Genomic DNA, 20,288 nt, shown 5'->3' with positions numbered 1-20,288 from the left:
CATACTACCCACTGACGAGATACCCCCTGTCGGTATAGCCATCGGACGCGCCGGGCTCGCCGCCGCGTGGATCACGGGGGCGGCCGGTAGCCTGGCGGCCGTGTCACAGCGCGAACTGGTCATCCTCGGGACAGCCAGTCAAGTACCGACCAAGCAGCGCAATCACAACGGCTACCTGTTGCGATGGGACCGCGAGGGACTGCTGTTCGACCCGGGGGAGGGCACCCAGCGGCAGATGAGCTTCGCGGGCGTGGCCGCCAGCGGGATCACCCGCATCTGCGTCACCCACTTCCACGGCGACCACTGCTTCGGGCTGCCCGGCGTGCTGGGCCGGATCAGCCTCGACGGCGCGCTGCATCCGGTGGACATCTACTTCCCGGCCTCGGGCGAGGTGTTCTACGAGCGGCTCGTGGACTCCTCCGCACACAACCGGCAGGTCGAACTGCATCCGCATCCGATCACCGACGCCGGCGAACTACCGCCGCCGGGAGCCGGATTCACCCTGCGGGCGGCCCGGCTCTCCCATCCGGTGGAGGCCTTCGGCTACCGCCTCGACGAGCCCGACAGCCTGCGGTTCATACCCGAACGGCTGCGGGAGCTGGGATTGTCGGGGCCGGTCGTCGGCGAACTGCAGCGGCGCGGTGCGGTCGAGATCGGCGGTCGCACCGTCACTCTCGACGAGGTGAGCGAGGCGCGGCCGGGACAGAGTTTCGCGTTCGTCATGGACACCCGGCTCTGCGACGGCGTCCATGACCTGGCGCGCGGCGTGGACATGCTCGTCATCGAGGCCACCTTCACCGACGCCGACGAGAAACTGGCCGTCGAATACGGCCACCTCACCGCGGGCCAGGCGGCGCAGGTCGCGGCCCGGGCCGGGGTGCGCACCCTGGTGCTCACCCACTACTCCCAGCGCTACCGCACCCTCGACCAGCATTTGGCCGATGCCCGAGCCCATTTCGACGGCGAGATCGTCATCGCCGAAGATTTGATGCGAATACCGGTTCCACCGCGTCGCTGAGATCGTCGAAGAAGACCATAATGGTTCGCGGCCCGTCTCGTTCTGGACTGAGCGGAGCGGGGGAGCGAAGCGGAGGAGCGGAGGGAGGGAAGAACGAGACCTCCAGGGCCGCGAACCCGCCCGGAGCGTAGCGGAGGGCAAAATGAACACAGCGCACAAGGAGCTCATCGCACTCGCCGACCGGTACTGGGACGCCATGCTGGAGTCCGCGCCCAGTGAGGCGACCCTGTTGGGGGACAGGCGATTCGACGATCGGATCGAGGATCTTTCCGCGGGGGCGGAAGAGCGTCTACTCGGTACCTGGCGAGGTCTGCTCGCCGAGGTGGACGCGCTGGACGCGGGGCGGCTGAGCGAGGAGGATCGCACCACCCGTAGCCTGCTGCGCACCGAATTGGCCTCGGCGGTCTCGCATCTGGAGTGGCGGCCCGTCGAGATGGCCTCCGATCAGATGAACGGCGTGCACTCGGCCATGCTGACCATGGCTCCGCAGGTGAACGCGCCCGCACCGGAGAACGCGCTGCAGCTGGTCGAGCGCTACCGGCAGTTCGGCACGCTGATGGCGCAGGCCGTGGAGCGGTTCCGGGCCGGGCTCGCCGCCGGCCGCACGCCCGCGCACATCACCATCGAGCGTTCGCTCAATCAGCTCGACGGCTACCTGTCCGCCGACCTGGCCGACGACCCGTTCGTCACCCTGGCCGGCCCTGCGGACTGGGACGGTGAAACCGCCTGGCGCGCCGAGCTGACCGAAGTCGCCCGCGACGTCATCCGCCCCGCCTTCGCGGCCTATCGCGAGGTGCTGGCCACCGAACTGCGCCCGGCCGCCCGCCCCGACGAACGGCCCGGCCTGTGCTGGCTCGGTGACGACGGCGCGGATATCTACCGCCGCCTGCTCCGCCGCCACACCACGCTGCCCGACCTCGGCGCGGAGGAGATCCACCAGCTCGGCCTCGACGAATTGGCCGGGCTCCGGGTCGAATACGAGGAGATCGGGGGCCGCGCGTTCGGTCTCACCGACCAGACGGCCATCTTCGCCCGGCTGCGGTCGGGCACCGCCCTGCGCTATCAGGACGCGGCCGACATCATGGCCGACGCCCGGGCCTGCCTGGCCGCGGCCGAAGCCGAAATGCCGAACTGGTTCGGCCGGCTGCCGCGCGAGTCCTGCGACATCCTCCCGGTCCCCGACTTCCTGGCCGCCGATGCTCCCGCCGCCTACTACTTCCCGCCCGCCGCCGACGGTTCCCGGCCCGGCGCGTACTACGTCAACCTGCGCGAACCCCAGACCCGCAACCGCTACGAGACCGCCGCGGTCGCCTACCACGAGGCGATTCCCGGCCATCACCTCCAGCTCACCATCGCCAACGAGCTCGACCACCTCCCGTCCTTCCAGCGCATGTCGTTCTCCAACACCGCGTTCGTCGAAGGCTGGGCCCTCTACACCGAGCGCCTCGCCGACGAGATGGGTCTCTACCCGGACGACCTCACCCGCATCGGCATGCTCGCCGCCGACTCGTGGCGCTCCTGCCGCCTGGCCGTCGACACCGGCCTGCACGCCAAGGGCTGGACCCGGCAGCAGGCCATCGATTTCATGGTCGCCAACGCCCCGGTCGGCGTCGAGGAGATCCGCGTCGAGATCGACCGCTACATCGCCATGCCCGCCCAGGCCGTCGCCTACAAGGTCGGCCAGCTCGAGATCCGCCGACAGCGCGCCCAGGTCGCCGAACGCCTCGGAAACGCCTTCGATATCAAGGCTTTCCACGACAAGGTCCTCGGCGCGGGCTCGGTCAGTCTGCCGGTCCTGCGAGACCTATCCGCCTCGCTCTGACCACGAACGATCCGAGCCCACCGAATCCCCGGGTCATGCGGACATGCTTGGCGCGGACGAGGATTCGGCGCTCGGAACGGAGTGCCGTCGAAGAGAGAAGGTTCCCGTCATGGGTTCATCCAACGCAGCGTCTCTGCTGGAAACCCTGATCAGGGCTCTGCTCGCTCCACTGTTCCGTGCGAGTCCAGCGACCGGCGGGCTGGAGGGCCACGTTTCGTAGCGCCGCCGGCTCCGTTCATGCCCCCAGAATCAGGGGCATGAAAACAGGGGTCTTCCGAACCAGGATTCGGCGGTGGGAACGGAATGCCGTCGAAGAGAGAAGGTTCCCGCCATGGGCTCATCCAACGTGTCGATCTCCAGCCTGTTGAACAACATCCTGGGGCAGCTGTCCACCGGAAGCCTCCCGGCGGCCGGGCACGGCGGGGTGGAGGCCGCCGTCTCGTAGCCTCCGGCTCCGTGGGCCCGGGCCGCTCGTCGCGCGTGGCGGGGGAGGGGCGGGAATAGAGGCCCGGGCGACGCGTTCGACTCCATGGTGAGTTGGGTTGCGGAGAGGGGTTGCCGGTGACGGCTACGGATGTGAAGTCGGCTGTCGGGTTGCGGTCGGAGCGGGGGCCGATCCTCGCGGCGCTCATGTTGTCGACCTCGCTGGTGGCCCTGGACTCCACCGTCATCGCGACCGCGGTGCTCACCATCACCGATCAGCTCGGCGGGTTCGCGCAGTTCCCTTGGCTTTTCAGCATCTATCTGCTGGCGCAGGCGGTGACCGTCCCGATCTACGGCAAGCTCGCCGACATGGTCGGACGGAAACCGGTGATGCTGTTCGGCATCGCGGTGTTCGCGCTCGGGTCGCTGTTGTGCGGGCTCGCCACCAGCATGCTCGGGCTGATCGTGTTCCGCGCGGTGCAGGGCATCGGCGCCGGAGCGGTCAGCCCGATCGCGATGACCATCGCCGGTGACGTCTACACCGTGCAGGAGCGGGCCAAGGTACAGGCGTACCTGGCCAGCGTGTGGGCGACCTCGTCGGTGGTGGGACCGCTGCTGGGCGGGGTGTTCTCGGAGTACGTCAGCTGGCGGTGGATCTTCCTGGTCAACCTGCCGCTGGCGGCCGTGGCCGGTTGGATGATCCTGCGGAAGTTCACCGAAAGCGCTCCGCGACAGCGTCATCGGATCGATTACCTCGGGGCCGGACTGCTGACGGTCGGCGCGGGCGCGCTGATTCTGGCCCTGCTCGAGGGTGATCAAGCGTGGGCCTGGGGCTCGGCGTCGAGTCTGGGGCTGTTCGGCGGCGGCGCGGTGATCCTGGTGGCTTTCGCGCTGGTGGAACGGCGGGCCGCGAATCCGATTCTGCCGCTGTGGGTTTTCACCCGGCGCGTGGTGGTGGCCAGCAGTCTGGTCTCGCTGATGGTCGGTGCGATCCTGCTGGGGCTCACCTCGTATGTGCCGACCTTCGCGCAGGGCGTGCTGGGCACCGGGGCACTGGTCGCCGGACTCACCGTGGGTGCGCTCACGCTGGGCTGGCCGCTGGCCGCCTCGCAGGCCGGGAAGGTGTACCTGCGCATCGGTTTCCGGTCGACGGCGCTGATCGGCACCGTGCTCGCCACCGTGGGTGCGGCGTCGCTGCTGCTGGTGGACGCCGGTTCCGGCCTGTTGCAACTGGCGGTCGGCTGTTTCATCGTCGGGACCGGGATGGGCCTGGTGGCCACGCCGACCCTGATCGCGGCGCAGTCCGAGAGCGAGTGGTCCGAGCGCGGAGTGGTGACGGCCACCAACATGTTCGCGCGCTCGCTGGGCAGCGCGGTGGGGGTGGCCGTGTTCGGCGCGGTGGTCAACGCGCGGCTCGGCGACGTCGACCATCCGGCGGCCGCCGATCTGGCACCGGCGGTGCATCTGGTCTTCGTGGGCGTCGCGGCCAGCGCGGTGGTCATGATCGGGGCGGCCGCCGTCATGCCCCGCGGTCGCGCGGCCGATCCGGAAACCCATTCGGCGTGACGGAGATCGGCATGCTTTTTGCGGTATCGCAGAATTGCGCCGGGCGTCAGCAATAAACGGAAAAGGCCACCGACCGTGCCGAATGGAATAGCCCGGCAATGATCCAGCACACTGTAGGTGTGGTTGAGGTCGAGGACGTATTGCGCCGCTTGCGGCGGTATCCGGATGTCGAAGCGGTGAACCTGTACGCGGTCGATGCCGCTGACCGGCTCATGCTCGATGTCGCCGCTGATTCGCTGGCCGCCGCGGGAGACCATCGGGTAGCGGTCATCGACGACGGATACGGGGCGCTGACCCTCGGCGCGATCGCGGCGCACGACCTGCGCGGCGTGCGCGTGCATCAGGATTTGCTCACCGGTGAATTGGCCCTCGCCAACAATGCCCGAATTGTCGGTCTCTCTGATCGTTATTCGACGCGGGAATTGGGCGAGGCCCTCCTCTCCGATGTGCGCGTGGTGCTGTGGCGGCTGCCGCGCGCGCTGTCCGGTCTGGCCGAGACCGCCGAAGCCATCGCGCGTTTCGCGCTGCCCGAGGTGGAGGTCTTCGCCGGTGGCCGCGACAAGTACCTGACCCCGGCCATGAACGAGGTGCTGGCCGAATCCTTCGGCTCGGTGCGCGCCAGCCGCGGCCGCCAGAAATCCCGCATCCTGCTCGCCGCCGAGCCCAAACCCGTTGGCGAGCCCCGCTTCCCGGTGCGCAACCGCCTCGACGAGCAGGACCTGGAGGTGGTCGCCCACGGCGCGGCCTTCTCCGGCCCGCGCCTGGACATCGGCACCCGCTTCCTGCTCGACCACCTGCGGCGGATGAAGCCCGACGCTCGCGACGCCATCGATCTGGGTTGCGGCACCGGCATTCTCGCGGTCGCCCTGGCCAAGGCCCGCCCCGGCATCCGGGTCACCGCGACCGATCAGTCGGCCGCCGCCATCGCCTCGACCCGCGCCACCGTCGCCGCCAACAGCGTCGCCGACCGGGTCACCGTGCTGCGCGACGACGCCATGTCCAGCGCTCCCGACAACAGCGCCGACCTGGTGCTGTGTAATCCGCCCTTCCACATCGGGGCGGCCGTGCACACCGGCTCGGCCATCAAGATGTTCCAGCAGACCGGCCGCGTACTGCGCCCCGGCGGCGAGCTCTGGACGGTCTACAACACGCACCTCAACTACCGGAGCGTCATGGAGCGCATGGTCGGGAAAACCGATGTGATGGGCCGCAATCGCAAATTCACTGTGACCCGGTCGGTGTGCGGTCTGCGCGAAGCCGAACAATAGGGCTCATGGGACGTATCGATCTTCGAGTCTTCACCGAACCCCAGCAGGGCGCGTCCTACGACACCCTGCGCACGGTCGCCAAGGCCGCCGAGGACCTCGGCTACGACGCCTTCTTCCGCTCCGACCACTACCTGAAGATGGGCGACGCGGACGGCCTGCCCGGCCCCACCGACGCCTGGATCACCCTGGCCGGGCTGGCCCGCGAGACCAGTCGCATCCGGCTGGGCACCCTGGTCACCTCCGCGACCTTCCGGCACCCGGGCGTGCTCGCCATCGAGGTGGCCCAGGTCGACGCCATGTCCGAGGGGCGCGTCGAATTCGGTTTCGGCGCGGGCTGGTTCGAGGCCGAGCACGCCGCCTACGGCATCCCGTTCCCGGCCGCGAAGTTCCCGCGCTTCGAAGAGCAGCTGGCCATCGTCACCGGTCTGTGGTCGACGCCGGTGGGGGAGACCTTCTCCTTCGCGGGCGAGCACTACACGCTCACCGATTCCCCGGCGCTGCCCAAGCCGGTGCAGCCGCGCGTCCCGGTCATCATCGGCGGCATGGGCGCCAAGCGCACCCCGCGGCTGGCAGCGCGGTACGCCACCGAGTTCAACGTGCCCTTCCAGTCGCCCGAAGCCAGCGCCGACCAGTTCGATCGGGTCCGCAAGGCGGCCAAGGACATCGGCCGCGAGCCCGCGGACATCATCTTCTCCAACGCGCTGGTCGCCTGCGTCGGCGCGACCGATGCCGAGGTGGCGCGCCGCGCGGCCGCCATCGGCCGCGAGGTCGACGAGCTGAAGGCCAACGGTCTGGCGGGCAGTCCGGACGAGGTGGTCGACAAGATCGGCCGCTACGCGGAGATCGCCGGGACCCGCCGGGTGTACCTGCAGACGCTGGACCTGTCGGACCTCGATCACCTGGAGCTCATCGCCACCCGGGTGATGAGTCAGCTGGGCTGACCGGGCTTGATCGACGGCACCCTCGGTAAAGCTGAGGTAAAGTCCGTTTAGTCCGATCTGGTGGGGTTCGGGAACTCCGGACCCCCACCACGCGTTGGACGAGTAGCTTCAATGGCCACGACCGACGTGAGCCGCGACTCCAGAAAGGGACGCACGGAAATGCGCTCCACATCCAACCCGGTCTTCCGGAACTTGCAGCCGCAGCAGGGCGGCTACGCCGGCTTCGGCTCGGCACCTGGAGCCGGACAGTACCCCGCCAACCCGTACGGCCAGCAGCCTCCGCAGTACCCGGGCGGCTACCAGCAGCCCTACCAGCCGGCCGTACCCACCACCCGCCCGATGACCATCGACGATGTCGTGCAGAAGACCGGCATCACCCTCGGCGTGGTCACCCTGACGGCGATCCTGTCCTACGCGCTCACCTCGGCCAACCACGGCCTCGCCATGCTGTTCCTGCTCGTCGGCGGTCTGGGCGGCTTCGCGCTCGCCATGATCATGACCTTCGGCCGCAAGCAGGACAACCCGGCGCTGGTGCTCAGCTACGCGGCGCTGGAAGGCCTGCTGCTGGGCTCGTTCTCGTTCCTGTTCACCAATGTGCAGTTCGGTGGCGTCGGCGGCTCCGGCCTGATCGCGCAGGCGGTGCTCGGCACCTTCGGCGTGTTCTTCGGCATGCTCGTGGTCTACAAGACCGGCGCGATCCGCGTCACCCCGCGCTTCACCCGCATGATCGTCGGCGCCATGATCGGCATCCTGGTGCTCATGCTCGGCAACCTGGTCGCCGGCTTCTTCACCTCGGGCGGCTTCGGCCTGCGGGACGGCGGCCCGCTGGCCATCGTCTTCAGCCTCGTCGTCATCGGTGTCGCGGCCTTCAGCTTCCTGCTCGACTTCGACGCCGCCGACCAGCTCATCCGGGCCCAGGCTCCGGAGAAGGCGGCCTGGGGCGTGGCCTTCGGCCTGACCGTCACGCTGGTCTGGCTGTACCTCGAGATCCTGCGGCTGCTGAGCTACTTCCAGGACCGGTAGTCCGGGAAGGGCTGACACCCAGCTGAATACGCGAGTGGGCGGGCATCGGGAATCCGGTGCCCGCCCACTGCTGTGTAGCCAAGCCTGAGAGCAGCTTCACTCGTTGGTCACCACCTCCTTCAGCACGTCGGTGGCGACGTGATCCGCGCCGCAGTCGTCGGCGAGGATCGCGATGCTGGAGCAGTTCCGCACGCGCAGCGGCAGGATCGCCTGGTAGGCGGCCGACTCGTACCAGTCGAGAACGGCCTGGTGGTCGGGGAATTCGATGACGATGGCGATCGCGCTCGCCGGGCCCTCGATGACCTGCTGGGTGCCGCCGTGGACGAGGAACTTGCCGCCGAAGGGTTCCAGCGTGGCGTCGATGCGCTCCAGGTATTCCACGATTTCGGCGTTGAGGTCCACGTCCCACAGATTGGCGATGGCGTAACCGGGCATTTCGAGCTCCCTCGATCGGATTGCTGTGCTGCCCTTGATGTTTCCGCCTGCCCGGAACGAAGTCGATTACCTGCCAGGTAATACCGAGGGGGTGTGCGGCCTCGGCCCCACACCCCCTCGAACGAGTCGGGCCGCCCGACCTTCGAAAGGTCGGGCGGCCCGGACTAGCTGTTCAGCGTCTCAGCTGAGGCGCTCGATGATCATCGCCATACCCTGGCCGCCACCGACACACATGGTCTCCAGACCGAACTGCTTGTCGTGGGTCTGGAGGTTGTTGATGAGGGTCGCGGTGATGCGGGCGCCGGTCATACCGAACGGGTGGCCCAGGGCGATGGCGCCACCGGACACGTTCAGCTTGTCCACGTCCATGTTCAGCTCGCGAGCCGAACCCAGCACCTGAACGGCGAAGGCCTCGTTGATCTCGTACAGGTCGAGGTCGTTGATGGTCATGTTCGCGTTCTTCAGGGTGTTGCGCACGGCCTCGATCGGACCCAGACCCATGACCTCCGGCGACAGACCGGAGACACCGGTGGCCACGACGCGGGCCAGCGGGGTCAGGCCCAGCGCCTTGGCCTTGGTGTCGGACATGATGACCAGCGCGGCCGCACCGTCGTTCAGCGGACAGGCGTTACCGGCGGTGATGGTGCCGTTCTCGCGGAAGACCGGCTTCAGCTGCGAGATCTTCTCGTAGGAGGTGCCGGCGCGCGGGCCGTCGTCGGTGGTGACGATGGTGCCGTCGGGCAGGGTCACCGGGGTGATCTCACGCTCGAAGAAGCCGGCCTTGATGGCCTCCTCGGCGCGGTTCTGCGAACGCACGCCCCAGTGGTCCTGGTCTTCGCGGGAGATGCCGGTGAAGGTGGCGACGTTCTCCGCGGTCTCACCCATCGCGATGTACACGTCGGGCAGCAGGCCCTCGGCGCGCGGGTCGGTCCAGGTGGCGTTGGAGGCCTTGGTGGCCGCGGTGCGGGCCTCGGCGTCGGCGAAGCGCGGGTTGTGGCTCTCCGGCCAGCCGTCCGCGGTGCCCTTCGGGAAGTTGGAGACGGTCTCGACACCGCCGGAGATGAACACGTCGCCCTCGCCCGCCTTGATGGCGTGGAACGCCATGCGGGTGGTCATCAGCGAGGAGGAGCAGTAGCGGTTGACAGTGACGCCCGGCAGGGAGTCGTAGCCGAGCTGCACGGCGACCGAACGCGCGATGTTGAAACCGGCGTAACCGGCGGGCTGGCCGCAGCCCAGCAGCAGGTCGTTGACATCGCTCACGTCCAGGCCCGGAACCTTGTCCAGGGCGGCCTGCACCATCTGCGCGGCCAGATCGTCCGGTCGCATGCTCACCAGAGAACCCTTGCCGGCGCGGCCGATCGGCGAGCGGGCGTACGAAACGATGACGGCCTCAGCCATGAGGACTCCTTTTTTGCTGGGGTGATCCTCTTCGAATTTACGACGGGTGTGTTTCTGCTCAAACATCCGGTATGCCGGTATCCCATCCACTGAACTGTGGGATATCGCTCACGGGCCGGTGCGCAGTGCTCAAGCAGGCACGTCGAAGGCGCTGTGGGACGGGATGTTCGCCATGTCCGTGTAGACCGTCACCACGATGTGGCCGGGCCCGGTGTCCTGGAACAACGCGTAGTGCTCGCTGCCGTAGAACCCGGCCAGCACGGGAACTCGATATTCGCCGGCGACCCCGGTGTTCATGTTGCGCCAGGCGACGGTGGCCGTCGTCTCACACATGGGCGCGAAGCTGTACTCGCCCGGATCGAACCCGGCGACCGGCAGTGCCTGCACGTTCAGGATGGCCCGGCCCGGCCACCGCGGGTCGGTCTCGGCCCAGGATCGCAGGTTGCCGCCGCACAGCATGGCATCGTGATAGAAGCTCGGGACCTGCGGAAATTCGATCACCGCGGCCTCGGCGGGGGCCGCGGAGATGATCATGGTGAGGCTGACCGACGTGGTCAGCAGGGAGGCGGCAAGCACGCTCGTCGGCATCCTCATGGGCCGATCGTAATTTCCGGCAACCGTGATATCGCCGACGTGCGCGAAGGCGCGCATCTCCTTTCTGCAACGATGAGGGGTATGCGCATCGCTAACCATGTCGTCGATCTGATCGGAAACACCCCGCTCGTCCGGTTGAACTCCGTGGTGGGGCCGAACTCGGGACTGGTGGCGGCGAAGGTCGAGTACCTGAACCCGGGCGGCAGCTCGAAGGACCGCATCGCCGTCAAGATGATCGACGCCGCCGAGAAGGCCGGGCTGCTGAAGCCCGGTGGCACGATCGTCGAACCGACCTCCGGCAATACCGGTGTGGGCCTGGCCCTGGTCGCGCAGCAGCGCGGCTACAAGACCGTGTTCGTCTGCCCGGACAAGGTCAGCGAGGACAAGCGCAACGTGCTGCGCGCCTACGGCGCCGAGGTCGTGGTCTGCCCGACCGCGGTCGCGCCGGAGGACCCCGACAGCTACTACAACGTCTCCGACCGCCTCGTCCGCGAGATCCCGGGCGCGTGGAAGCCGGACCAGTACTCCAACCCGGGCGGCCCGGAATCGCACTACGAGACCACCGGCCCCGAGATCTGGCGCGACACCGAGGGCAAGATCACCCACTTCGTGGCAGGCGTCGGCACCGGCGGCACCATCACCGGCACCGGCCGGTACCTCAAGGAGATCTCCGGCGGCAAGGTCAAGATCGTCGGCGCCGACCCGGAGGGCTCGGTCTACTCCGGCGGCACCGGCCGCCCCTACCTGGTCGAGGGTGTCGGCGAGGACTTCTGGCCCACCGCCTACGACCCGGCCATCCCGGACGAGATCATCGCCGTCTCCGACGCCGACTCCTTCGAGATGACCCGCCGCCTCGCTCGCGAAGAGGGCCTGCTGGTCGGCGGCTCCTGCGGCATGGCCGTGGTCGCGGCGCTCAAGGTCGCCGAGCGCGACCCGGACGCCGTCGTGGTCGTGCTGCTGCCCGACGGCGGCCGCGGCTACCTGTCCAAGATCTTCAACGACCAGTGGATGAGCTCCTACGGCTTCCTGCGCTCGCGCCTGGACGGCACCACCGGCGGCGAGGTGCACGTCGGAGACGTGCTGCGCGGCAAGTCCGGTGAGCTGCCCGACCTGGTGCACACCCACCCGCAGGAGACCCTGCGCGACGCCATCGAGATCCTGCGCGAGTACGGCGTCTCCCAGATGCCGGTCGTCGGCGCCGAGCCGCCAGTGATGGCCGGCGAGGTCGCGGGCTCGGTCACCGAACGCGATCTGCTCTCGGCCGTCTTCGAGGGCCGCGCCAAGCTCACCGACCCGGTCTCGATGCACATGAGCCCGGCCTTCCCGCTGATCGGTGCGGGCGAACTGGTCTCGGCCGCGACCAAGCTGCTCGAGAGCACCGACGCCCTGATGGTCGTCGAGGACGGCAAGCCGGTCGGCGTCATCACCCGCCACGACCTGCTCGGCTTCCTGAGCACCGACGGACTCGTGTAGCAGTTCGCACGTAATCCGTCACCGCCCGCCGGAACCGAGGTTCCGGCGGGCGGTTCGCTGTCGGGAGCAGTGAAAGCGGCCGCCTGCGAGGACATCTCGGCTCAGCTGCTCGTCACGAGGCGCCCACATCGGTCGATCGACCTATCTCGCCCGCTATCCGGGCAGCAGCCCGTGCTCCATGGCGAAGACCGCGGCCCCGGCGCGGGTGCGGCGGCCGGTCTTGTCGTAGATGTGGGCCAGATGGTGGCCCACGGTGCGTTCGGAGACCACCAGTTCGGCGGCGATCAGCCGGTTGGAGAGCCCGCGGGCGGCCAGGCGCAGCACGCCGACCTCGCGTTCGGTGAGCCCACACGGGTATTCGGTGCGCGGCGGTCGCAGCCCGGCCGCCTCGACCACGGCCGCGCAGGCGTCGCGGTCCAGTCGCTCGGCGGCGGCCTCGGCGGACAGGTGGGCGGCGGCCTCGCGGGGTTTGTGGGCGGGCCGGTGCGGGCGCGGTTCGGTCATGGCGGCGAACACGTCGGCCGCCGCGAGCAGGCGGGCGGACGCCGACTGGTCGTGGACGCGCACGCCGCGGTGATAGCCGCTGCCGTCGAGGCGCTCGTGATGGCCCGCGGCGATCTCCGCCAGATCGGTGAGGCCGGGGCAGCGGCGCAGCACGCGATCGGTCCAATAGCTGTGCAGCCGAATCCTTTCCCAGTCGCCGGGGCCGACCGGGCCGGGGTGATCCCAGATCGAGCTGGGGACGGCGGCGCGGCCGAGGTCGTGCAGCAGGGCGGCGGCGCGCAGGTTCGCTCGCTCGGCGGCGGGCAGGCCGGTGAGTTCGCCTGCGGCATCGGCGATTTCGGCCACGTGTGCCGAATGTCCCAGCAGGTAGCGGCCTTTCAGGTCCACCACCACCGACATCGACCGGCACAGGTGGTCGCGTTCCTCGGGCCGGATCACGGTGGGCAGCCCCGGTTCCGCGCTCACCACCGCGGTCAGCAGGTCCGGCTGATCCAACACGCCCCACACGGCGTCCGGATCGGCGGCGAAGACGGCCACCAGGTCTGGATCCAGGTGCCCGCCGGCCCGGCGCCGCAGTTCGGCCAGGCTCGCGGCCCGGTCGCGGCCGCGGAAGGCGAGGACGGCCTGTTCGGCCAGGTGCAGGATGCGGCCCGCGAGCGAGAGCCGGTCCCCGCGGAGCCGGTCGGGGGCGCCCAGTCCGTCCCAGCGTTCCTTGACCTCGGTGAGGGCCGGCACGGCCGCTTCGGGCAGCCCCAGGCGCGGTCCCAGCGCCCGGCTGACCTCGCAGACCGAACGGACCGCGAACGGCGCGCCCTCGGGAGCCTCGGTGGCGTAGCGCCGGGCCAGCGCGGGCTGGGCGCGCGGCGCCCACGCGCCGAAGGACCGCAGCTGGGTGGCGAAGACGGCCGGGTCGCCCGGGTCGAGCGTGTGGAAGGCCTGCTGGAAGGCGATGTCGTCGAAGTAGGCGTCGGCGTTCTCCGATGCCTGGCTGGTGCAGCCGACGGCCGCGAGCAGGGCGGCGTGGAAGACGACGCGGCGCTCGGCCTCGTCCAGGCGCAGCCGGGCCGCGACGGCGTCGGCGATCAGGCAGACCGCGAGGCCCTTCTCGAACGGCATTCCGGTGGCCAGGTCGGTGGTGAGGGACAGGGCCGCGAGCACCTCGGTGACCCGGATGGATGCCATGGTCAGACCCTAATCGGGTGTATGCGCCGTTGCGGGGTCTTTATCTAGCGTGATTTCGCGTGACAAAAGTGACGTGTGTGATTTGAGGTAACTAGAGTGGTTAGCTGAAGCGTTACCAAAGCAGGGCGAAACGCCGATAAAACGCCGCAAAAGATGCCAAATATCGGTATATCGCGATCTCGGGTCGAAATTGTTCTGTGATCTGAAACACTTAGCGGTTTCAATTGAATCACCAGGTCAGTGCTTGTATTGATGCAGGTCCAGGAGTCGGCTCTCGAGTCGATTCACTCACTGTTAACTTTTGATTCAGGCTGTGTTCACCTTGCGCAACCAAGCTGTGACCTTGTCGGAAACAGACCGAAAGTCTGAATGGCGCAAGGAGATGTGAACACATATGCGAAACGTGATCACCACGCCAGTGCTGTGAGGCCCACGGCCCCAAGGCCGTGATCGTCTCCGAGGTCCTCTCTGTAGGGCGCCAATTCCATTGACCCATAACGGGTTTCACAACAGCAACCACAACAGACCGCAGCGTGCGGGTGAGTGTCATGAGACGCCCGCGTGATCGTGCGCTGCTGCCTTCTTCAGGCCTGCGAGCCCGAAACCGAACAGGAATCCAAATTCGCCATGCCCATGAATGTTATGACTGCTCTGAGTGACCCTGCCAGACGTAGCAAGGCAGTTGCCACTGCTCGCACCGTCGGCGCTGCCGCCCTCGCTGTCGGCGTCTTCGGTTCCATCTTCACCGCCGCCGGCGCCGCCAGCGGTGAGGTTCAGCCCGCCGCGCTGAAGGAATCCCTGGCTGCCGTCACCGCTCCGGCCGCGCCGGTCAAGTTCGCGACCGCCGGTGAGCACCCCGCCGCCGCCCCGGCCCCGGCCCCCATGCCGGAGCCGATGCCCGCCCCTGCCCCCGCTCCCGCTCCGGCCCCCGCGCCCGAGCCGGCCCCGGCTCCCGCCCCGGTCTACGCCGACAACCTCGACGGCTGGATCCGCCAGGCGCTGGACATCATGGCCCAGCGCGGCATCCCGGGCAGCTACGACGGCATCTTCCGCAACATCATCCGTGAGTCGAGCGGCAACCCGCAGGCGATCAACCTGTACGACTCCAACGCCGCCATGGGCATCCCGTCCAAGGGCCTGCTGCAGGTCATCGATCCGACCTTCGCCGCCTACCACGTCGACGGCACCCCCTTCGACGTCTGGGATCCGGTCGCCAACATCGTGGCTGCCTGCAACTACGCGGCGCACCGCTACGGCTCGATGGACAACGTCAACAGCGCGTACTGATCGCCGCGGCGACGTACTGACGACATCGCGATGGCCCGCCCTGATGAGGGGCGGGCCATTGTCGTATCCGGGTCCGGTTTGGAGTAATTGCCGATCTCGGGCAAATCACAGGCATCCTATTTGGCAACACTTTCGCAATCGGCCGAACTCGACGATCGACTCGGCGTATAACGAGCCCGTGGAGCAGTTCCGGCACCCGGCCGGAACCAGATAGCGAAGGGACGGGGTCATGCACACCTCGAGTTCGGCTATCGATATCCAGATCGGGCGGGGACTCTCCGACGCGTGGAGTTCCATCGCCACCTGGGTGCCCAAATTCGTCGGGTTCCTGGTCATTCTGGTCATCGGCTGGTTGGTCGCGAAACTGGTCGCCAAACTGGTGACTCGGGTCCTGCACCGCGTCGGCTTCGACCGCATGGTCGAACGCGGTGGCATCAAGGACATGCTGGCCCGCGGCCGCTACGACGCCACCGAGGTCATCGCCAAGCTGGCCTACTACGCGATCCTGCTGATCACGCTGCAGCTCGGCTTCGGCGTCTTCGGGCCGAATCCGGTGAGCACCATGCTGAACGCCGTCGTGGCCTGGCTGCCGCGACTGGCCGTCGGCATCATCATCGTCTGCGTCGCGGGCGCCATCGCCCGTGTCGTCCAGGACATGGTGTCGAACATGCTGAGCGGTCTCGACTATGGCCGCATGCTGGGACGCATTGCGGCGGTGTTCATCTGGGGCATCGGCATCATTGCGGCGCTCAATCAGATCGGGGTGGGCACCTCGGTCACCATGCCGATTCTCATCACCGTGCTGGCGACCATCGGCGGCGTCATCATCGTCGGTGTCGGCGGCGGCCTGATCCGGCCCATGCAGCGGCGCTGGACGGGCTGGCTCGACACCATCGAGAGCGAGATGCCCGAGGTGAAGGGGCACGCGCAGGCGTATCAGCGCGGCCGCGAGGACGCCGCGCGCCAGCGTCAGGCCCAGGAGGCGGCCATGGCCGCGCAGCGGGCCGCCATGGCGCAGCAGCCGATGATGGCGGGCCAGGGCATGGGCCAGATGCCTCCGGGCAAATGGGCCGAACCCGAGAGTGGCGCAATGGGCTACGGGCAGCAGGGATATCGGCAGCAGGGCGGGTACGGACAGCCCGGCGGTCAGATGCCCCCGCAACAGCCCGGCCAGATGCCCCCGCAAAGCGGTCAGATGCCACCCCAACAGGGCGGTCAGATGCCACCCCAGCAGGGCGGTCAGATGCCACCCCAGCAGAGCGGCCAGATTCCTCAGGGCGGTCAGCCGATGCCCCCGGCCCAGCGCCCCACCTTCCCGGGTGGGGAGTCGCCGAGGAACGGTGACCAGGATCGCGGCGGGATGAACTAGCCCGGAGGGGCGCGGATCAGGGAGCTGTCAGCGCGGAATTCGCCCGATTCCCCGCGCGGGCGGCTCCCTGATTCGTGTGTTGTCAGGGACGCGGGGTCGCCGGTGTCAGGAGGCGCGGGCGAGGGTGCACACGGCGGCCAGCCGCAGGTGCAGCCAGTCGGCGTCCTGCCAGTCCAGCGGGGACTGGGGGAGGGCGGCCTGCTCGGCCTCGCGCAGATCCTCGAGGATGCCGCGGGCGTAGCCGGCCAGCAGCACGCTGACAGGCACCAGGTTGGAGTTCTCGACGCCCAGGTCGAGGATGTCGCGGACGGCCGCGGCATGCTGGTCGATCGCCGCGCAGACGCCGGGGAAGATCGCTGCGGCCTCCATGGCGGTGGCTCCGTGGGTGCGCTGCAAGCGATTCAGGGTCTTGCGCGCCGAGACGACGAGCAGAGCGGAGCCGGGCACAAACACCCGGCGATGCTAGCAACCGACTCGCCGTGTTCGGATGCAGTGTGATATATCACGCATTCGCCCCGGAAGTCCCGCTCAGCGGAAGGCTTTCGAGCCGGTCAGCGCCTCGCCGAGGACCAGCTGATGAACCTCGGCGGTGCCCTCGTAGGTGAGCACCGACTCGAGGTTGTTGGCGTGCCGCAGCACCGGGTACTCGAGGGTGATGCCGTTCGCGCCCAGAATGGTCCGGCATTCCCGCGCGATTTTGATCGCCTCGCGGGTGCTGTTCAGCTTGCCGGCGCTGACCTGCTCGTTGGTGATCTCGTGCCGGTCCTTGAGCCGCCCGAGCTGCAGCGCGAGCAGTTCGCCCTTGCCGAGTTCGAGGGCCATGTCCGCGAGCTTGGCCTGGGTGAGCTGATAGGCGGCCAGCGGCTTGTCGAACACCTCGCGGGTGCGCGCGTATTCGATTGCGGCGGACAGACAGTCGCGGGCCGCGCCGAGCGCGCCGAAGATGATCCCGAATCGCGCCTCGGACAGGCAGCCGAGCGGGGCGGCCAGGCCGCGCGCCTCGGGCAGCAGGGCGTCGGCGGGCAGCCGGACGCCGTCGAGGAAGAGCTCCGCGGTGATCGAAGCCCGCAGGGACAGTTTGTGTTTCATCTCCCGGGCGGTGAATCCCGGTGTGTCGGTGGGCACCACGAACCCGCGGATCACGTCCCGCTCACCCTCGCGCGACTGCGCCCACACGATGGCGACGTCCGCCACCGACCCGTTGGTGATCCACATCTTCGATCCGTCGAGGATCCAGTCGTCCCCGTCGCGGCGCGCCCGGGTGCGCATGCCGCCCGGATTCGAGCCGAAGTCCGGCTCGGTGAGCCCGAAACATCCGATGGCGCGTCCGGCCGCCATCTCCGGCAGCCAGCGCAGCTTCTGGTCCTCGGAGCCGTACTTGTGGATCGCGGTCATGGCCAGCGACCCCTGCACCGACACCATGCTGCGCACCCCGGAGTCGACGGCCTCCAACTCCAGGCACGCCAGCCCGTAGGCCGTGGCCGAGGTCCCCGCGCACCCGTAGCCCTCCAGATGCATCCCCAGTAGCCCGAGCTTCCCCAGCTCCGGAGCCAGCTCCCGCGCCGGAAAGGTGCCTGCCTCGAACCATTCGGCCACCCGCGGCCGCAACCGCTCCGCCGCGAACGCGCGCACCGTCTCCCGGATCGCGCGCTCCTCGGTACTGAGCAGGGAATCGATGGCGAACAGCTCGTCCACGGTGACCATGCGCCCACCCTATGACCGCCCGAGCCGCCCCGACAACGCCGCGCCGTCGCCCGAGCCGCTGCGGGTGGACGCGTCCGTCGCACGCCGAACCAACGCGCGGATTTCCATCGGCCGGGCGCGGCTACCGCGCCGCGCGGCCCGTCGGTCCGACCCGGGCACCGGCCGGATCTGCCGCGTCCTTAGGCTGTTCGCATGAGCGATCAGCTGGGTTTCTCCACACGGGCGGTGCACGCCGGGTTCGATCCGGACCCTCAGACCGGTGCGGTGAACGTGCCGATCTACGCGAGTTCGACCTTCGCCCAGGACGGCGTCGGCGGCATGCGCGGCGGCTACGAGTACGCGCGCACCGGCAACCCGACCCGGACCGCCCTGGAGGCGAACCTGGCGGCGCTCGAATCCGGCACCTACGGGCGGGCTTTCGCCTCCGGCATGGCGGCCACCGACTGCGCGATCCGCGCGAACCTGCGTCCCGGTGACCACATGGTCATCCCGAACGACGCCTACGGCGGCACCTTCCGGCTCATCGACAAGGTGTTCACCGAGTGGGGGATCGAGTACTCGGTCGCGCCGGTCTCGGATGTGGACGCGGTGGCCGCGGCCATGCGCCCCAACACCAAGCTGGTGTGGGTGGAGACCCCCACCAACCCGCTGCTCAATGTCGGCGACATCGCCGCGCTGGCCGCGGTGGCGCACGCCGGCGGCGCGAAGCTGGTCGTGGACAACACCTTCGCCTCCCCGTACCTGCAGCAGCCGCTGCTGCTGGGCGCGGACATCGTGCTGCACTCGACCACCAAGTACCTGGGCGGTCACTCCGACGTGGTCGGCGGCGCGCTGATCACCAACGACCAGGAGCTGGACACCAAGTTCGCGTTCCTGCAGAACGGCGCGGGCGCGGTCCCGGGCCCGATGGACGCCTTCCTCACCCTGCGCGGCATCAAGACCCTGGCCCTGCGCATGGACCGGCACTGCGACAACGCCGAGACCATCGCCGAGTTCCTGACCAACCACCCCAAGATCGCCCAGGTCATCTACCCCGGCCTGCCCGAGCACCCGGGTCACACCGTGGCGCAGAAGCAGATGCGTCGTTTCGGCGGCATGATCTCGGTGCGCGTGCACGGCGGCAAGGAAGCGGCCCTGGAGTTCTGCTCCAAGACCAAGATCTTCACCCTGGCCGAGTCCCTCGGCGGTGTCGAATCCCTCATCGAGCACCCGGGCGCCATGACCCACGCCTCCACCGCGGGCTCCGCCCTCGAGGTCCCGGCCGACCTGGTCCGCCTCTCGGTCGGCATCGAGGACATCAGCGACCTGCTGTCCGACATCGAGCAAGCGCTCGCCTGAGTACGTGACAAAAACGAAGCGCCGCACCAAGAATTGGTGCGGCGCTTCGCTTTTGTCCGGAACGTGACGACTGATTTCGCAAGGTTCCGGGTAACTCACCGGGTACGACCAAAATCGGTTCGGCTCCCAACCTCCGGCACGGGTGTAGGACCGTCAACGGCTCTCTGCAGCCCGCTGAAGTCGCGGGGAGGCGGGGGAGCGCATGCTTTCAGCTGTGGTACGGCTCCGCGGAGACCAGCGTCACCTTCATGGTCTTGCCATTGGGCAGCGTGTATTCGCGGGTGTCGCCGACCTTGGCGTCGATGAGGGCGCCGCCCAGCGGGGAGCTGGGGGAATAGGTCTCGAGGTCGGCGCTGCCGAGGCCCTCTTCGCGGGTGGCGATGAGGAAGGTTTCGGTGTCGGACTCGTCGCCGTCGTAGTAGACCTTGACGACCGAGCCGGGCAGGGCGATGCCGGACTTGGTCGGCGCGACGCCGACCTTGGCGTTGTTCAGCAGTTCCTGCAGCTGGCGGATCCGCGCCTCCTGCTGGCCCTGCTCTTCACGTGCCGCGTGGTAGCCGCCGTTCTCCTTGAGGTCGCCCTCTTCACGGCGCTCGTTGATTTCGGCCGCGATGACGGGACGGTTGGCGATGAGCGCGCCGAGTTCGCTCGTGAGCCTCTCGTGCGACTCCGGGGTCAGCCAAGTCACGGTCTCAGTCATCTCGATCACTCCCTAGTAGTTGTCCCCGGCAAGCCGGGATTCCCTGTTGCCCGCCGCTGCAGCGCCCATCCGGGGATGGGCACACAGCAGCAGAGACAGCCAGAGCGATCCCTGGGGAGAGTCCCGACAGCGCCGGCCGTCAATGCAGCAAACACGGCTCCGAACGCCGGAACCGTGTATCGCGCTATTTTAGCACGATTTGAAAAGGTGCAGGTAGAAGCGGCAAAGCGGGTCGCATACCCG

The 20,288-nt window shown here is 68.5% G+C and carries 17 protein-coding genes; 10 read left to right on the top strand and 7 right to left on the bottom strand.

The genetic code is table 11. The features are described from left to right. Nucleotides 1–100: 100 nt before the first annotated feature. From ACYVKL_RS15405 to ACYVKL_RS15380, 6 genes are all read left to right on the top strand, one after another. Nucleotides 101–1,018, top strand: a complete 918-nt coding sequence (locus ACYVKL_RS15405; protein WP_379163744.1) for a ribonuclease Z — start codon at nt 101–103, stop codon at nt 1,016–1,018. 142 nt (nt 1,019–1,160) lie between these two features. Further along, a complete protein-coding gene (locus tag ACYVKL_RS15400) occupies nt 1,161–2,840 on the top strand; it encodes a DUF885 domain-containing protein (protein ID WP_379163741.1) in 1,680 nt (559 codons plus the stop codon). Nucleotides 2,841–3,401: 561 nt separating this feature from the next. Next, complete coding sequence (locus ACYVKL_RS15395) at nt 3,402–4,829, top strand: MDR family MFS transporter (protein WP_379163738.1); 1,428 nt, start codon at nt 3,402–3,404, stop codon at nt 4,827–4,829. Nucleotides 4,830–4,948: 119 nt separating this feature from the next. Next, entirely contained in the window at nt 4,949–6,097 is a 1,149-nt protein-coding gene (locus tag ACYVKL_RS15390) for a class I SAM-dependent methyltransferase (RefSeq protein WP_357191080.1), read from the top strand. Between the two features lie 14 nt (nt 6,098–6,111). Next, entirely contained in the window at nt 6,112–7,038 is a 927-nt protein-coding gene (locus ACYVKL_RS15385) for an LLM class F420-dependent oxidoreductase (protein WP_379165746.1), read from the top strand. Between the two features lie 159 nt (nt 7,039–7,197). Beyond that, nucleotides 7,198–8,061, top strand: a complete 864-nt coding sequence (locus ACYVKL_RS15380) for a Bax inhibitor-1/YccA family protein (RefSeq protein ID WP_379163735.1) — start codon at nt 7,198–7,200, stop codon at nt 8,059–8,061. A gap of 96 nt (nt 8,062–8,157) precedes the next feature. On the opposite strand, the gene ACYVKL_RS15375 is transcribed toward ACYVKL_RS15380, so the two are convergent. The 3 genes from ACYVKL_RS15375 to ACYVKL_RS15365 form a co-directional block, all read right to left on the bottom strand. Next, nucleotides 8,158–8,496: a DUF1330 domain-containing protein gene (locus ACYVKL_RS15375; protein WP_213559516.1), complete on the bottom strand. Its 339-nt coding sequence runs from the start codon at nt 8,494–8,496 to the stop codon at nt 8,158–8,160. Between the two features lie 180 nt (nt 8,497–8,676). Then, nucleotides 8,677–9,894, bottom strand: a complete 1,218-nt coding sequence (locus tag ACYVKL_RS15370) for an acetyl-CoA C-acetyltransferase (protein ID WP_213559517.1) — start codon at nt 9,892–9,894, stop codon at nt 8,677–8,679. A 129-nt stretch (nt 9,895–10,023) separates the two neighbouring features. Further along, nucleotides 10,024–10,488: a hypothetical protein gene (locus ACYVKL_RS15365; RefSeq protein WP_379163731.1), complete on the bottom strand. Its 465-nt coding sequence runs from the start codon at nt 10,486–10,488 to the stop codon at nt 10,024–10,026. Nucleotides 10,489–10,569: 81 nt separating this feature from the next. Between ACYVKL_RS15365 and ACYVKL_RS15360 the strand changes: the two genes are divergently transcribed. Then, nucleotides 10,570–11,961: a cystathionine beta-synthase gene (locus ACYVKL_RS15360; protein WP_213559519.1), complete on the top strand. Its 1,392-nt coding sequence runs from the start codon at nt 10,570–10,572 to the stop codon at nt 11,959–11,961. A 153-nt stretch (nt 11,962–12,114) separates the two neighbouring features. Here the strand turns inward: ACYVKL_RS15360 and ACYVKL_RS15355 are convergent, their stop codons facing one another. Next, the gene (locus ACYVKL_RS15355) at nt 12,115–13,647 is read right to left on the bottom strand and encodes an HD domain-containing phosphohydrolase (RefSeq protein WP_379163728.1); all 1,533 of its coding nucleotides are present in this window, start codon (nt 13,645–13,647) and stop codon (nt 12,115–12,117) included. Nucleotides 13,648–14,280: 633 nt separating this feature from the next. On the opposite strand from ACYVKL_RS15355, the gene ACYVKL_RS15350 reads away from it, so the two are divergent. Together ACYVKL_RS15350 and ACYVKL_RS15345 are read left to right on the top strand one after the other, a co-directional pair. Further along, the gene (locus ACYVKL_RS15350) at nt 14,281–14,934 is read left to right on the top strand and encodes a transglycosylase SLT domain-containing protein (protein WP_379165745.1); all 654 of its coding nucleotides are present in this window, start codon (nt 14,281–14,283) and stop codon (nt 14,932–14,934) included. Nucleotides 14,935–15,163: 229 nt separating this feature from the next. Then, nucleotides 15,164–16,303: a mechanosensitive ion channel family protein gene (locus ACYVKL_RS15345; protein ID WP_379163725.1), complete on the top strand. Its 1,140-nt coding sequence runs from the start codon at nt 15,164–15,166 to the stop codon at nt 16,301–16,303. 105 nt (nt 16,304–16,408) lie between these two features. Here ACYVKL_RS15345 and ACYVKL_RS15340 read toward each other — a convergent pair whose 3' ends face one another. Both ACYVKL_RS15340 and ACYVKL_RS15335 read right to left on the bottom strand, forming a co-directional pair. Then, a complete protein-coding gene (locus ACYVKL_RS15340) occupies nt 16,409–16,756 on the bottom strand; it encodes a DUF6401 family natural product biosynthesis protein (protein ID WP_379163722.1) in 348 nt (115 codons plus the stop codon). Nucleotides 16,757–16,831: 75 nt separating this feature from the next. Beyond that, nucleotides 16,832–18,007 (bottom strand): acyl-CoA dehydrogenase family protein, encoded by a 1,176-nt coding sequence (locus tag ACYVKL_RS15335; protein WP_379163719.1) that lies wholly within the window; start codon nt 18,005–18,007, stop codon nt 16,832–16,834. Nucleotides 18,008–18,199: 192 nt separating this feature from the next. Between ACYVKL_RS15335 and ACYVKL_RS15330 the strand changes: the two genes are divergently transcribed. Further along, nucleotides 18,200–19,345 (top strand): cystathionine gamma-synthase, encoded by a 1,146-nt coding sequence (locus ACYVKL_RS15330; RefSeq protein WP_213559525.1) that lies wholly within the window; start codon nt 18,200–18,202, stop codon nt 19,343–19,345. Between the two features lie 208 nt (nt 19,346–19,553). Here the strand turns inward: ACYVKL_RS15330 and greA are convergent, their stop codons facing one another. Then, complete coding sequence (gene greA, locus ACYVKL_RS15325; protein WP_213559526.1) at nt 19,554–20,045, bottom strand: transcription elongation factor GreA; 492 nt, start codon at nt 20,043–20,045, stop codon at nt 19,554–19,556. Between the last annotated feature and the right edge of the window lie 243 nt (nt 20,046–20,288).

The organism is Nocardia tengchongensis (genome assembly GCF_054781395.1).
Note: the sequence above shows the minus strand (reverse complement) of the source record. Positions and strands in the feature narration are given on the sequence as shown.

Excerpts from the sequence above, each read along its gene's own strand:
- ACYVKL_RS15375 (WP_213559516.1), bottom strand. The coding sequence starts at position 8,496 with ATGCCCGGTTACGCCATCGCCAATCTGTGGGACGTGGACCTCAACGCC.
- ACYVKL_RS15355 (WP_379163728.1), bottom strand. The coding sequence starts at position 13,647 with ATGGCATCCATCCGGGTCACCGAGGTGCTCGCGGCCCTGTCCCTCACC.
- ACYVKL_RS15400 (WP_379163741.1), top strand. The coding sequence starts at position 1,161 with ATGAACACAGCGCACAAGGAGCTCATCGCACTCGCCGACCGGTACTGG.
- ACYVKL_RS15335 (WP_379163719.1), bottom strand. The coding sequence starts at position 18,007 with ATGGTCACCGTGGACGAGCTGTTCGCCATCGATTCCCTGCTCAGTACC.
- ACYVKL_RS15350 (WP_379165745.1), top strand. The coding sequence starts at position 14,281 with ATGAATGTTATGACTGCTCTGAGTGACCCTGCCAGACGTAGCAAGGCA.
- ACYVKL_RS15380 (WP_379163735.1), top strand. The coding sequence starts at position 7,198 with ATGCGCTCCACATCCAACCCGGTCTTCCGGAACTTGCAGCCGCAGCAG.
- ACYVKL_RS15365 (WP_379163731.1), bottom strand. The coding sequence starts at position 10,488 with ATGAGGATGCCGACGAGCGTGCTTGCCGCCTCCCTGCTGACCACGTCG.
- ACYVKL_RS15360 (WP_213559519.1), top strand. The coding sequence starts at position 10,570 with ATGCGCATCGCTAACCATGTCGTCGATCTGATCGGAAACACCCCGCTC.
- ACYVKL_RS15330 (WP_213559525.1), top strand. The coding sequence starts at position 18,200 with ATGAGCGATCAGCTGGGTTTCTCCACACGGGCGGTGCACGCCGGGTTC.
- greA (WP_213559526.1), bottom strand. The coding sequence starts at position 20,045 with ATGACTGAGACCGTGACTTGGCTGACCCCGGAGTCGCACGAGAGGCTC.
- ACYVKL_RS15370 (WP_213559517.1), bottom strand. The coding sequence starts at position 9,894 with ATGGCTGAGGCCGTCATCGTTTCGTACGCCCGCTCGCCGATCGGCCGC.
- ACYVKL_RS15345 (WP_379163725.1), top strand. The coding sequence starts at position 15,164 with ATGCACACCTCGAGTTCGGCTATCGATATCCAGATCGGGCGGGGACTC.